Genomic DNA, 13,466 nt, shown 5'->3' on the forward strand with positions numbered 1-13,466 from the left:
AAAACTTAACAATTGACGGCGAAATTTTCCTTGCTTTTGTCGTGAGATTTTGGGATAATATTTTTAAAAGACTTTATTCATAATGGGAATCTAAGCACTTCATGATAGACACAACCATCCCATTATAAGAGAATCATAACCCAAGCCGCCGCCAAAGTCAAGGGATCACTCCTAATTAGGGTCTGCTGAAAAAGTTTTTCGTGGGGACAGGGTGTGGGGTGTGGGGATTTGCCGATTTTGAGGTGGTCAATTACCTAATTTTCAGGGAAAAAGTCCCTGAATTTTCCCCCCGCTCACTCCCATGTCCGGTACTTTTTGATTGACAAAAAGTCTAAAAGTCTTATCCAGCAAGGTTTTTAGATTTATTCAGCCAACCCTATCTATTCCAAAGTTTTAACGCTCAAAACTTGGGGAGGTGTGGCATCGGGGGGATAGAGAAAATCGAGATTAATGTCGCGTCTGGCTCCGGGGGGAAGTTCCACCTGTACTAAAGCTTCTCCCTGTTGTCCTTCCCGTTGAACGAGATGGAAAAAACGTTCCTCGGTGCGTCCCAGGGCGTTACGATAGGTAACGCGCACTGCACCCCGGAAAAATACCGGTCCCTGGACGGGTTCAACAAATAGCAAGCGATCGAGATAATTGTCTTCTTTAATTGGGGTTTGAATACTCAAAGCCACCACCTGCGTTTTGCTAGTGTTGTTATATAGAGGTAAAGTCAGATAGTAGTGAACACCGTAGTTACCGTGAGCTTTGAAAGCCGTATCGGGATAACGCACTAACATGGGGGCGCTTTGGATTTGTCTGGTTCCGAAAGTAGCTGCTGTCACCGTACTTAAAGGATAGGCAAAAGCTTGACCGGGTTGAGGAATGGTGAGATTAATTCCCCCTTTGGGATCGACAATGCGGGTTGCCCATTCCGAACCGACAGAAATTCCAGCCACGCGACCATAAAAATTTCTTCTTCCGGGGAACCATTGATCGGGGGGGGTGGGGGGAAAATCACGAGGAGCGGCTAAATCACCTCTAACTAATAGGGTACGCCATTCCTCTAGGGTAGGGGGACGAAAGGTTTCTATTTCCCGATCTTCGATTTTGACTTTTTGGGGAACTTCGTAGAGGGCTAAATTGGCCATATAGACAGGGCCATCGCTGTAGAGACGTAGGAGGGTCGAGCGGGCGCTACTTCTGGGGATAACCAGATCGAATAGCATCCGACTTTGGCCTGGGGGAATGACGATCTGGGTGGGAAATTGGGTATCATGGCGACGACGCATGATATCGCCGGCTAAACGGGAACCGGGACCGGAAAAAACCCGGCCATTGGGATCTTCCACCAGAGAGGGTAAATCGACAAAAGGGGCATCGGCGGAGGTGACGTAACTGACTCCTTGTAGGATGCGGATAACGAGGTTTTTGGAGGTGGGATTAGTAACGATCAGGCCCTGGTGTAGGTCGCGATTGGGATCGGTTTGACGGGCGATGTGGTGGGTAAAAACGTCAAAACGTCCTTGTAGGGGATGATTGAGATGGGCTACGGGATAACGTTTTCCTTTGCCGGGGAAAGTGGAGAGGAGAATTCCCTCTTTTTCTACGACTTCGGGACTATTGCTATTAAAAACCAGCACATCATTTAGTTGACCGGGCAACTGACGCACTTCCTGATATTGGGTGATTAATTTCCTCTCTATCTGGGGCAAGACCGAGGCGGACTGAGCTAAAAGAATAGTGGGTAAGAAAGAAAGCATAGAGATTCTATATTTATAGTATTTAATCAGAGCTTGCTGAATAAATCTAAAACCTTGTTGGGTAAGACTTTTAGACTTTTTGTCAATCAAAAAGTACCAGATATGGGGGTGATCGGGGGGAAAATTCCGGGACTTTTTCCCTGAAAATTAGGTAATTGACCCCCTCAAAATCGGTAAAACCCTACACCCCACACCCCACACCCTACCCCCACGAAAAACTTTTTCAGCAAACCCTAATTAAGGGTGAGTCGATGGAGAGAGGAAGTTATACGACAATATAGGCGAGTGTGTCCAGGCGATCGATAAAGAATCTTAATATATTTTTCAGGCCTGATCAAGCCATGTCAGGGGTGATGTGAGCTAGGGGCGGTTTTCTGGGTTAGCAAGGGAGAATAACCCTTGCTATTGCCGATTTTAGCCTTTAAGTTGACAATGACCGGTAACTGCTCACCCTAGCTTTAAATTTCGCCGCGAATTTCTTCGACTATGCCATCTCTAAGGACGAGTTCTACATTCATTTTTGCCACTAAGTTATCGCCTTTTTCGACGCGGAAAAAGCTTTCTAGTTGTGCTTGGGCTACTTCTTGATTGAGTTCCAAGAGTTGTACCTGTTGCAATTGTTGCAGATACTGGTTTTTTTGTTCGAGAAACTCACTTTTCTGTTGATTGACTTGGATTTGAATATTGTCAATCTGTTGGGCAGCCGCGGGGGGTAAGGGGATAAGACTCTGACGCTGAATTTCGGCGATCGCTCTTTGTCCTTGGGTTTCTAATTGTTGAATTTGTGCGTCAATTTGAGCCATTTGTGCTTGTAATTGCTGTTGTGCTTCTTCTTTCCAGCGCGGAGTCACGATGACTTTAATTGTCACCGGGCGCTTCAGTAATAAACTGGTTTGTGCGTCATCCATGATTTGCTTATCCTAAAAAGGTCTTTTTGTCAAGAGGTTGGAGAATATTTGCCGGAAATATTTACTTGGCAAACATCTCGTTAATCATATCGCGATAGCGTTGCGTTACTACCGGTCGTTTAATCTTTAAAGTTTGGGTCATCATGCCGTTTTCTTGGGAAAAAGGCTCTAAAATTAACTCAAAGGTTTTAATCTGGTCATCGGCACGATAACTGGGTCGATTTCTTACCTCGCGCTTTAATTCTTGTTGGTAGAGATCTAAGACTTTTTTGCTGTAGAGATCGCTAGAAAGAATCGTTGAGCGATCGCTGTGAAGATCGGGTAAATTTAAGGATATTTTCTGTTCTTGGGCCCAATTGGCCAGTATATCAAGATTAGGCACGATCAAAGCCCCCAAAGCTTTTTGATCCTGTCCCACTAGCATAATTTGGGAGATAAAGGGACTGCGTAAACAAGCATCTTCAATCGGTTGCGGTTCGATATTTTCACCATTGCTCAAAACAATTGTATCTTTGGCCCGTCCGGTTAAAACTAAATCCCCGGCAGCGGTTAACCAACCAATATCACCGCTATCAAACCAACCATCGGGAGAAATCGCTTTTTCGGTTGCTTCTGGTTTTTTATAATATCCCTGCATCACCTGCGGACCACGAATCAAGACTAAACCGTGTTTTTCCGTCGGTAAGACTTCTTTGCTGTGTAAATCGACAATACAGATTTCTGTCTGAAAGACGGGACGACCGGCAGACCCGCGCAGGTTATGATCGATACGACGGACGGTAGCGACGGGAGAAGTTTCTGTCAGTCCATAACCAACTAAGATCGGGATTCCCGCAATCTCATAGAAAGTATCTAGATGTCTGGCTAAGGAACCACCGCCACTAACCAAGATTTTAACTTTATTTCCCACTGCTTGGCGAATTTTGCTATAAACTAGCTTGTCACCGATGGCATGGAGGGGATAGAGTAAGAGGGATTGAATTCTTGCTTTGAGTCTTTCTCCGGGGGAAGCGTGAAGGTGATCAAGACTGAGATTATCAGCGATACGTTTAGCAAGAACGTACTTTTCCGACTTTTCTAGAAAAAATCGCACCAATTTCTGTTTTTTAGCCGGTTGTTCGCTAAATTGTTTTTGGATACCCTCGTAAAGAGATTCCCAAAGACGGGGAACTCCCACCATTAATTGGGGACTAAATTGCTTTAAATCGGACTTAAAAGTGCGAATACTGGTATAAATCTGGGTACAACCTTGAGCTAGAATGAAATACTCACAGCTGCGCTCGTAGGAATGCCATGAAGGTAGTATACTTAAAACTCGATCGCCGGGAGCCGGTTGAAAGATAGCATTTAAGTTGCGTACCTGATGCAGCAGATTACCGTGACTTAACATCACCCCTTTTGGTTGTCCCGTCGTCCCCGATGTGTAGATGAGGGTAGCCAGATCATTTTCGCTCTTGGTGATGGGTTTAAGGGTGTTCTCAGCCCCGATCGCCATTAGTTGCTTGAAATTTAAGGTCTGCACGGAAATCGCCCCAGTAGCGGGGTCTTCGTCGGTGAGCAGCACGATTAATTTCAGGGGCAATTCAGGGATTTTCGCCAGTAATTTCCCTAAAGTTTTGTTATTTTCGACAATCAGCGTCTGACTGTCACTATCGGCCAGAATATAGGCTAATTCCTCTGCATCTGCTTGAGCAGATCGTACCGCATTGGCGGCCCCGGCTGCCATGGAACCTTGGTCGGCAATAAACCACCGGGGACTATTATCGGCAAATAAAGCGACATTTTCGGTTTCTGTGACTCCTAATGCTTGTAAAGCGGCGGCAAATTGCTGAATTTGTTGATAAAGTTGCCGATAGGTGAGAATTACTTCCGGTTTACTGTGGGGATCCTGTAGGGCGATAATATTGGGGAAACGTTGGGCAACTATTGACCAAACTTCGGGTAAAGATTGAATATTTGAATAGTCAATTAGGGTTGTCATAGCAGTAGTTATAGAGGGTTACAAGGGTAATAACATATAGATTAACCATTCGATCGCTCTTTTTGCTGGTTCTCCTAGACAGTATTTCAACAGGTATCTAGTCCTGCAAAGTTAATTTCCTAGTCGAGACTCGGAGAGAGAAGACTTTTCAGTTATCAGTGAACAGTGAGGGATAATCAGGGAATGCTAACGGCTTAGATGTATAATTAATTTTGCTTAGGTACTTAATATAGTTGTAACTAGCAGAAAAAACGATGATTGCTTTATCTAACTATAATAATCTCACTCCAGAAGAATATCTTCAGTTTGAAGAAAAAAGTCCCATTAAACACGAGTATATCGAGGGACAAATTTACGCCATGGCAGGGACGACTGATATTCATAATATTGTTTCGGGGAATATATACACAATTATTCGTAATCATTTGCGGGGTTCCGATTGTCGGGTTTATTTTACCGATGTGAAAGTCAGATTAGAGAAACGCAATCACTTTTATTATCCTGATATTATTGTCACCTGCGATGACAGAGATAGAGAAACTGCTACCTACAAAAGTTTTCCTAAATTGATTATTGAAGTTCTCTCCGATTCCACAGAAGCTTTTGACAGGGGTGATAAATTTAATGATTATCAAACTCTAGAAAGTTTGCAGGAGTATGTCTTAGTGAATAGTAAACACCAACGAGTGGAAACTTTTCGACGGGGTGAACAGGGTTTATGGATTTTGCAAACCTATCAGCAAGAAAGTTTTAGTTTGCAGAGTATTAATCTGACGGCATCTTTTCGGGATTGAAAAAAGTCCCATTAAACACGAGTATATCGATGGGCAAATTTACGCCATGGCAGGGACGACTGATATTCATAATATTATCGGACTCAATTTCACTTTTATCATTCGTAATCATTTGCGGGGTTCCGATTGTCGGGTTTATTTTACCGATGTGAAAATCAGATTAGAGAAACGCAATCACTTTTATTATCCTGATATTCTTGTCACCTGCGATGACAGAGATAGAGAAACTGCTACCTACAAAAGTTTTCCTAAATTGATTATCGAAGTTCTCTCCGATTCCACAGAAGCTTTTGACAGGGGTGATAAATTTAATGATTATCAAACTCTAGAAAGTTTGCAGGAATATGTCTTAGTGAATAGTAAACACCAACGAGTGGAAACTTTTCGCCGGGGTGAACAGGGTTTATGGATTTTGCAAACCTATCAGCAAGAAAGTTTTAGTTTGCAGAGTATTAATCTGACGGCATCTTTTCGGGATTTTAAGAACTTCAGCTATGGCTACTAAAGAAGCATCTGCTAAATCCATAGGAACATCTTGATATTGTATCATTAAGGTTTCCATTCTTTTTAGTTCATCTGAATTATGATGGTGTATTACCAGTATTTCATCTACCACATAACCCCATAATTCTTGTTGTGCGAACCAACCACCATATCGACGCAATAAATACATTGCTTCGGTAAAACAAGCGCAAGTCGTGACAAGGAGGGCCGATAGCGAAGATAAAATGTCAACACAACGCTGATGATTTTTATCAGCTTCATTAATTAAGGCAATAAGTGGAGAAGCGTCGCAAAGAGTCATTGGTGTAATGCTGATTAGTCTTTATCATCTAAAATGTTTGTAAAAACTTCTTCTACTCGCTCAGATAAATCTGATGGCTGAAAATAAACTCGTCCAACTCTTCCTTTTAATTTTTGGTCTAGGGTTTCTGGAGTGGAGGAATTGGAAGATTGATTAGATAGAATGGTCAATCTCACTCGCTGACCTGCTAATTTAGCACTATGCTGTAAAATTTCTTCCCAAGTCCCCTCTAAAGTGTTTTGTTCCATAGATATTGATTTGAATTTCGTTCTTTCCTCAGTGTAACAAGCAAAAGATAAAAAAACAAATTTCTAGATTTTTTTGTCTTATTGTTTTTTACCGGGGGGAATAAAACGGATTTCAATTCTGCGTCTGCTTGCATCTGCGTCACGATTAACCGCGGCTAATTTACCCGATGGGAGGTATAACTGTCCTGCGGAAAAAGCTCGAAATTTGACGTTTTTGAGTTTACCGGTGTTTTCGATTTCTTGCACTACTGCTAAAGCGCGCATTAATCCTAAATCAGTGTTAGAACCGGGTACTAGCATTTTAACAGATTGTTTTCTGCTGGCAACCGATTCGATATTTTTATCGAGATTACTTGTCTGTTGTATTCCTTGTCCGTCGGTGTGTCCAATTACTTGAATAAAGTCGATTTCTCTGTCTTTGGTAATGGTTTCGATAGCGGGAATAATGCGCTGACGAATATAGGTTTTTAAAGCAGGACTTAATTCCGCACTTCCCGACTGAAATTTAAATTTTCCTGATTTTTCATCGATAACTATGGGGGTTGCTGTTTGCAGTTTTCGGTTAGCTTCCTCCAGTTTGCTGATGAGATTATAAGACTGAAAAAGTGCCAAGAGGAGAAATAAACTCAGAATCATGAAAGCATTGGACATTAAATCGGTGAATGCGGGATAAACATCCACCGATTTATCTTCATCTCGGTAGTAGGTGCGTCTAGACATAGTTGCTTAGAATTTGTTGGTGAAGTTATCAAATATGGTGTTAATCCCCTTCTTAGCGACGACTTTCTCTAACTTATCTTGCAAAGATTCTAAGTTAGCAGTTAATTTACTGGTGTTGGTGTTCACTGCGTTAATTACTTGAGAAAAATCTGATTTAAGGCTGCCAAATTGATTGGCTGTTTTCTCAATAGATTGGGAAACTGCTTTTAATTGTTCTGAGTTCTTAGTTAATTTATCATCCACTACTGTCGCTAAGTTATTGCTTAAAAGTTTTAACTCAGACTGTAAGCTTTCCTTGACTTGAGTAACTTGCTCTGTCACTGTATCAATTAACTGAGACAAGTTAGCATTAGTCACATCGAGATTATTACTAGAGCGCTCAATCCCATGAGAAGCAGTGAGGATTTTATCAGAGGTTTGGGAGAGTTTTTCATCGAGACTATTGATAAGCTGGTTTCCTAATTGTTTCGACTCGGAGTTAAAACTGTCTTGATAAGTTTTCACGGTTTCGATTAATTTTACTAATTCTCCCTGAATGTTAGATAACTTTTCTTGTTCGGTGACTGAGCGTTGCTGATTTTGCTCTAGGATTGTCTCAGATTTTTGATTCAAGTCAGTAATTTTTATTCCCAACTCAACCATAGTTGTCATTGAACGGTGGAAGTCTTGAGTTAAAGAAGCTAGAGATTGAGTTGATTGGTTTAAATCTGTAGTAGAATTAGCGAACTGTTGATGAGCAGTCATTAAATCTGCGGTTGCTTGCACTAACTTATCAGCAAATTGACTACTTTCGATTTTTTCGGAAGCTTCCAGAAAACCTAGCGCACTATCCTGTAATTTTTGAGAAGATTCTTGGATATTTAAATACACTTGTTCTGCTAAATCGTTAGCTCTTTTATTACTGCTGATAATCTCCCCGATATTCTGCTCTAGTAGTGCAGTGGATTGAGAAAATCTCGCTTGAGTCTCTGCTAAACTAGCGGTAAACCTTTCCATATTACCAGAGAAGTTACTTTTTTCAATTAACTCTGATGCTTGTTTAAAAAGCAGCACACTATTTTTTAGTTCCTGAGAGGATTGTGTAAACTCTCGGTTTGCTTGCGTGATAATTGGTACTTGCTCGTTAAGTTCAAAAGCTGAACGCTGAAAAGTCGATGCACCGGTAGATAAAGTTCCTGCGGTTTCAGTTAATCTTTCACAAACCTGGGTGACTAATTTAGCAGTTTCCTGATTACGTTCAGCAATTTCTTTAGCAACTTCTCTTAAAGAAGATTCTAATACTCTCGTCACCTCATTATGAAAGTTAGTCAGAAATGCTTGCTGTTTCTCCACCATGCTATCAACCGCTTTATTCAAGCGACTATTCCCTTCTACAGTCGGCTGCAAGATGTTATCTAAATAGTCTTCTAGGGAACTAATTAGATTTACTTTAGCAAGGTTGGTATTAAAGATTAAGTTAATCACAGTCAGTAAAGAACTACAAGCTAAACCAATTAAGCTAGTGATAAAAGCAATCCCCATACTTTCTAGGGGAGTTTTGAGCTTTTCTCCTAAACTTTGCACATCGAGATTATTGATATCGATAAGTGTGCTGATTCCCGTCAGATTGAGAGTAATTCCGAAGAAAGTTCCCAACAAACCAAAAGCGAGGAGGAGATTGGGTAACACTCTCACAAAATAATCCCATTTCTCGCAGCTGAGGGATTTAGACATGAAAGTAAATTTTTCTTCATGGTATAAACCATCCACCAAAGCTGCGGTATTAACATCATCTAGTTGACTACTGGCTATCTTAAATCTATTCTCTAGATTAGAAATAATTTTAGGTTGAACCCCGCGACTTTCTCCCCGAATTAAGCGGTTGACTTTTGCGGTTGACTTTTGGATATGTTTATAGAGAGCAATCCGGATTCTCACAGCTAAGACGGTGGGAAAAATAACCAAGACTAGAGTTAAAACAATCAGATAGGGAGGAAAAAGGTTAAATAATGCCATGATAGTTATTGGATACCTCGAATTGTGGTTGATAGAGAGAGTTGGGGGTTAATGTTTCCTCAGATAGCTGGGGAAACATTATTAAGATTGATAAATTTTACCATTCATCAGCAGTGCTAACTTCTGCGGGTAAACTGGGTTGACTACTGTTATTGTTTGTTCCCAATAAAGTTTGTTGCTTTTGCTGTTGTTTTTCTAGTTTTTTCTGTTCAGCAGCACGTTTTTCTAGTTCCATTTTTAGTTGATTAACAAAACGGGTGATAATTCCTTCTTTTGCCTCCTGTTGAGCATTTCCATCTTGTCCAGCTACCTTATCTTTGTAGCGATAATTGGGGTGATAGGAGGGTAAATTTTTGACACTGTTGAGAAAATAGCTGACGTTCTGGAAATAATCACCCTCGTTAGTAAATAATCGAGTAGGATTAGCTAAAATCTCATTTTTTGCCTGATTAAGCAGTATCTGTAAAGCAGTTTCCATGTCTTTACGAGAAGCAAATTGTTCTAAAGCAAGTCGCCAATTACCGCTAATATCAATGATAGACTTGTTGTTAAATAAATCGCCTTCGATGACTAATTGATAAGTCTCATCTTCCTGATAATATTCTAGTAAACCTAGAGCAATTGCGGGATAGAAAATAAACTCTAATTCCTCAATTAATTTGGCAGGTGGTGGGATAATATCAGCAAATTCTATCCTGTAATCATTGTGTAAAATGCTGATTCTCTTTTGGTCTTGATAAATTTTTTGCAACCCAGATAAATCAGTAATGATTCTTAGGGGAAACCCACCAAATTCGTAGGTAATTAGGATTTCTTCGTCCGTTTGAATTGATTCAAAAGAAGTCCCCAGATTAATATTTAAATCAGATTCGAGAATCTTCTTGAATCTTTGCATGGTGGGTGAATTATCCTCATTAGTCCCAATTAGCAATGCTTTATCTTTATGCAAGCGATAGTAAGCATCATTAACATTTATCGGTAACATTAAATCAGCTTCCCGCAGAATTTGCCCCAAGCGTTCAGGAAAATCATGGGGTTTATATTGACCCATAAATCGCTTAATTACTGCATCAATTTTATTAGTGCTTACTGATTGAAACTGTTTCTCGATTGTTGCTGTTAGGGTCTCTTTGAGAGTTTCATTATCAATAACAAAAGATTGGCTAAATAAACTGAATAGTGAAGCATTATAGCCTAAATTATTGGTGACTTTTTGGCTAACGGAAATGTATTGAGTTCGGGAGTTACTGTCAGGGATACAGTTATCAATATTCTCTTCTGGGAAAATACCTTCACCAGTCATCTCATCGAGATTTAACTGCATTAACTCCTGTTCGTATTTATCGTATTCTGCGATTAGCTGATGTAGGTTTTCTTTCAGTTGTTGTATCTGCAGCATTCGACTGGAAATATGCTTGAGAATCGCTTCGACAATCTTTCTAGATTCCCCATTGATGCTGAAATTAAAGTTCTGCTGAATTAATTTTTGTCCGCTTTGAACGTAGTCTCTTAACTCAGCTTTGATTTTCTCGCTATTGGCATTTTTACTGAACATCTTGAAGACAGACTTTTTCCCGTTTATATCTTCGAGAGTTTGTTTAACATTTCGCCAAATGTTATCAATTTTTTCCGAGGAATGAAACCCTTTATTATCCTGAGATAATTCCTCTAGATTCCCCTTGTAGGTATTAATCTGTACTTGTAAAGCGACCAAAAAAGATAGGCTATTTTCCAAAGAAAATTCTAAGCTATCAGGATTAAGAAGAATCTCCAAAAATTGGTCAATATCTGACTTAAATTTTTCGATTAACTTGGGTTGAGTCTGTTGGGTCAGAGTTAACCAGATTCCGCGACTGCTATCTGTTTCTCCCCCTTGTACTTTGCGAAACTCTTTTTCTAGGGATTGCTTGACGGTTTGGGGTAAATTCTCCAAATCTTGACTATTAGATATTTCTTCCTCTAGGGAATTTTTCCAAGAGGTTAAAGTCTTAGAAAAAGTTTTATTATTCTCTAGGGTTGCTTCTTCCAATCTGGCAGTAAAATAATCCTTATTACCTTGGGTACTCCAATTAGCTAGAAACTTACTTAATAACTCTTGTCCACTGGGACTTTGACCATATCCCTCTAACCAAAAATTAATTAATTTGAGAGTAAAACGATTGAGACCAATCTGCACAATTCGGTCGCGAGTAAAATAAATCCTCGCTAGTCCAAAGGACATATAACCTTGACACATCTGAAAAGGATGATTATCTGGACTAATCATCGAGTTTTTATAGTTATCCCGATTGCTTTTGATGCGAGGAGATAACTCATCGGCAAAATCCAAGAAAATCTTGTAAGCAATGACGTTACATAATTTACCTTTGTTATCAATCCGGTAATCTCCCACAGTGCGATTAGAAACTAAGTAGGCAAAATCAAAAGGAGAACGTTTTTCATCAATGTTGACGAAATTTTGTTTATCATAACAGGCTTGAAAGGAATTACTTTCATTGGTATAATGGTCTAACTCTTTCAAAGCTGCATAGGTATTAGCTCTCATAATTGCCCCATCACCATAAAGTTTAGGACTAACTACCAAATAACCAAAGGATGTGTATTCGGTGGTTTGTTGTAAAATATGACGCAAAGTGTAGGCCACATCGAGGAAAATGCCGCTACCAGTTCCCCCACACAAAGAACCGACAATAAAGACATTTAAACCCTCTTGGACATTAAAGCTTTGACCGTTAACTTTACCGCTAAACATAAAGGATTCATGACCAGAAGTTCGTCTTTCCGCTGCTTCAATTGCCTCCTGAATTTTTTGATAGTTATGGAAGAAAGCTAAACGACCGACGGGACGAATACCTCCCGCACCATTTTCAATGGAAGTTATTTGTTTTTTTAGTCTTGGGTCTAACCAGCTTTCAATATGGGAAAAGGGACTTTCAAAAAGGGTTTTGTGTTCAAGTTCATAGGTGAGATTGTTAACATCCTGAGCATTCATATTAATAAATACTCTTTCAGCAGCTGATAAAAGAATTTCTTCCCCGTGATAGCTATTTCCTGTGGGTAGGCCAGAACCATTAAAAGCGTTTTTGTCTGTGTCAATATGAACAAAACTGACAACGGGTAGGTTAGATAACTTCCCGTATTTATCAATAATAAAGCGACGAATTCTCATCAACACATCTCGACCAGTACCACCTAATCCGATGATAATTGTCCGTTTGATAGCGCGGGTTTGACTGTTGTTAGCCATAGTTTAAATCTCCTGATTTATTTTTTGCTAATCTGAATTTCTAGGTCGATATCTTGATTGTTATGCTGATAAGTTAAGGTCAAGTAATTTTTATCTATTTTCACCTCCTGAGTTAATTCATTACCTCGATAAAAAATATCTGCTTGTTTGGTAGGTTTCAGATATAAATGATTGCCGCGTCTTTCTAAATAGCAGCGAATTTCTTCCCCAGGACAAGGAATGGTATTCTTATGATATTCATCACCACCGATGTTAATTCTTTCGGATGTTTTTAAAATATATTTTTGGGTCTCATTGTCATCATCATTAGATGGGACTTTAATAGTCCAAGCAGTATGTAACCGCAACCAATGACGAATCCCCAAAATACTCGCTACTATTCCCCCAATTCCCATTAATATAATTGCCAATGCTGGCAACCATAACTGACTGAAGAGATAAGGATTAATCAAACAGGTTTCTTGTCCTCCCGGTGCGGGAGTACAAAACTCTTGTGCTGTGGGAGCAATATCGACAACTGATAGTTTATATTTATTGCCGTTAGTGGCAGTAATTTCTTGGGTTCTGAGATTAATTGGTAGGGAATTAAGCCAGTTTTGTCTTTGCAAACTTTCGGGAGAATTAGCAAGACGAAAAGGGCTATTTTTTGGGGTTTCTATCCACTGTTGTGAAGTAATCCCCGCGGCAGTAGAAAGGGGTGCATCGGTAATCCAAACTACCGACTGGGGTTTGATAGCTTGATTGGCAGTTAAACGACACTGATTTAAGCGTGCCAGTCGGGGATAAACGTGCCATTCTGCGCGTTGAATATCGGTATTTTTAGCACTCTGGCTAGATTGCCAAGGAATCGCTTTTAAAACCGCATCTATATCTTCCTTTCCGCGAATTAAAATCGGTTCTGCAATCGGTTGGACATTATCAGCAAAAGGAACTAAATAGGGTCTGCTGAAAAAGTTTTTCGGTGGGGGTAGGAGTCAGGAGTCAGGAGTCAGGAGTCAGGAGTTTCAGGCTTTGTTGCCCTTG

9 protein-coding genes and 1 pseudogene are annotated in these 13,466 nt (G+C 40.1%); 2 read left to right on the forward strand and 8 right to left on the reverse strand.

What is annotated here, in order from left to right:
* Positions 1–380: 380 nt before the first annotated feature.
* The 3 genes from BGL89_RS19235 to BGL89_RS19245 all read right to left on the reverse strand — a co-directional run bounded on the left by BGL89_RS19235 (position 381) and on the right by BGL89_RS19245 (position 4,634).
* Positions 381–1,745, reverse strand: a complete 1,365-nt coding sequence (locus BGL89_RS19235; protein ID WP_286827134.1) for a DUF3370 domain-containing protein — start codon at positions 1,743–1,745, stop codon at positions 381–383.
* Positions 1,746–2,203: 458 nt separating this feature from the next.
* Positions 2,204–2,653, reverse strand: a complete 450-nt coding sequence (locus tag BGL89_RS19240; protein ID WP_002756613.1) for a YlqD family protein — start codon at positions 2,651–2,653, stop codon at positions 2,204–2,206.
* Positions 2,654–2,714: 61 nt separating this feature from the next.
* Positions 2,715–4,634: a long-chain fatty acid--CoA ligase gene (locus tag BGL89_RS19245; RefSeq protein ID WP_286827135.1), complete on the reverse strand. Its 1,920-nt coding sequence runs from the start codon at positions 4,632–4,634 to the stop codon at positions 2,715–2,717.
* Positions 4,635–4,888: 254 nt separating this feature from the next.
* Between BGL89_RS19245 and BGL89_RS19250 the strand changes: the two genes are divergently transcribed.
* Both BGL89_RS19250 and BGL89_RS19255 read left to right on the forward strand, forming a co-directional pair.
* Positions 4,889–5,428 (forward strand): Uma2 family endonuclease, encoded by a 540-nt coding sequence (locus tag BGL89_RS19250; RefSeq protein WP_286827136.1) that lies wholly within the window; start codon positions 4,889–4,891, stop codon positions 5,426–5,428.
* Complete coding sequence (locus tag BGL89_RS19255) at positions 5,424–5,933, forward strand: Uma2 family endonuclease (RefSeq protein ID WP_286827143.1); 510 nt, start codon at positions 5,424–5,426, stop codon at positions 5,931–5,933. The genes BGL89_RS19250 and BGL89_RS19255 overlap by 5 nt, the downstream gene beginning before the upstream one ends.
* A gap of 314 nt (positions 5,934–6,247) precedes the next feature.
* On the opposite strand, the gene BGL89_RS19260 is transcribed toward BGL89_RS19255, so the two are convergent.
* The 5 genes and pseudogenes from BGL89_RS19260 to BGL89_RS21375 all read right to left on the reverse strand — a co-directional run.
* Entirely contained in the window at positions 6,248–6,481 is a 234-nt protein-coding gene (locus BGL89_RS19260; protein WP_193959311.1) for a hypothetical protein, read from the reverse strand.
* 78 nt (positions 6,482–6,559) lie between these two features.
* Positions 6,560–7,201, reverse strand: coding sequence for an OmpA family protein (locus BGL89_RS19265; protein WP_286827137.1), 642 nt, complete (start codon positions 7,199–7,201; stop codon positions 6,560–6,562).
* Between the two features lie 6 nt (positions 7,202–7,207).
* Positions 7,208–9,196: a methyl-accepting chemotaxis protein gene (locus tag BGL89_RS19270; RefSeq protein WP_286827138.1), complete on the reverse strand. Its 1,989-nt coding sequence runs from the start codon at positions 9,194–9,196 to the stop codon at positions 7,208–7,210.
* A gap of 97 nt (positions 9,197–9,293) precedes the next feature.
* On the reverse strand, positions 9,294–12,443 hold the full coding sequence (locus BGL89_RS19275) for a tubulin-like doman-containing protein (RefSeq protein WP_286827139.1): 3,150 nt from the start codon (positions 12,441–12,443) through the stop codon (positions 9,294–9,296).
* Positions 12,444–12,460: 17 nt separating this feature from the next.
* Positions 12,461–13,381, reverse strand: a pseudogene (locus BGL89_RS21375) (VWA domain-containing protein); the annotation flags it as partial.
* Positions 13,382–13,466: the final 85 nt, after the last annotated feature.

This window comes from Microcystis sp. LSC13-02 (genome assembly GCA_002282935.1).
GTDB lineage: Bacteria > Cyanobacteriota > Cyanobacteriia > Cyanobacteriales > Microcystaceae > Microcystis.

What these genes read in the sequence shown, in the direction of transcription:
- BGL89_RS19235 (WP_286827134.1), bottom strand. Translation starts at nt 1,745, where the DNA reads ATGCTTTCTTTCTTACCCACTATTCTTTTAGCTCAGTCCGCCTCGGTC.
- BGL89_RS19240 (WP_002756613.1), bottom strand. Translation starts at nt 2,653, where the DNA reads ATGGATGACGCACAAACCAGTTTATTACTGAAGCGCCCGGTGACAATT.
- BGL89_RS19245 (WP_286827135.1), bottom strand. Translation starts at nt 4,634, where the DNA reads ATGACAACCCTAATTGACTATTCAAATATTCAATCTTTACCCGAAGTT.
- BGL89_RS19250 (WP_286827136.1), top strand. Translation starts at nt 4,889, where the DNA reads ATGATTGCTTTATCTAACTATAATAATCTCACTCCAGAAGAATATCTT.
- BGL89_RS19260 (WP_193959311.1), bottom strand. Translation starts at nt 6,481, where the DNA reads ATGGAACAAAACACTTTAGAGGGGACTTGGGAAGAAATTTTACAGCAT.
- BGL89_RS19265 (WP_286827137.1), bottom strand. Translation starts at nt 7,201, where the DNA reads ATGTCTAGACGCACCTACTACCGAGATGAAGATAAATCGGTGGATGTT.
- BGL89_RS19270 (WP_286827138.1), bottom strand. Translation starts at nt 9,196, where the DNA reads ATGGCATTATTTAACCTTTTTCCTCCCTATCTGATTGTTTTAACTCTA.
- BGL89_RS19275 (WP_286827139.1), bottom strand. Translation starts at nt 12,443, where the DNA reads ATGGCTAACAACAGTCAAACCCGCGCTATCAAACGGACAATTATCATC.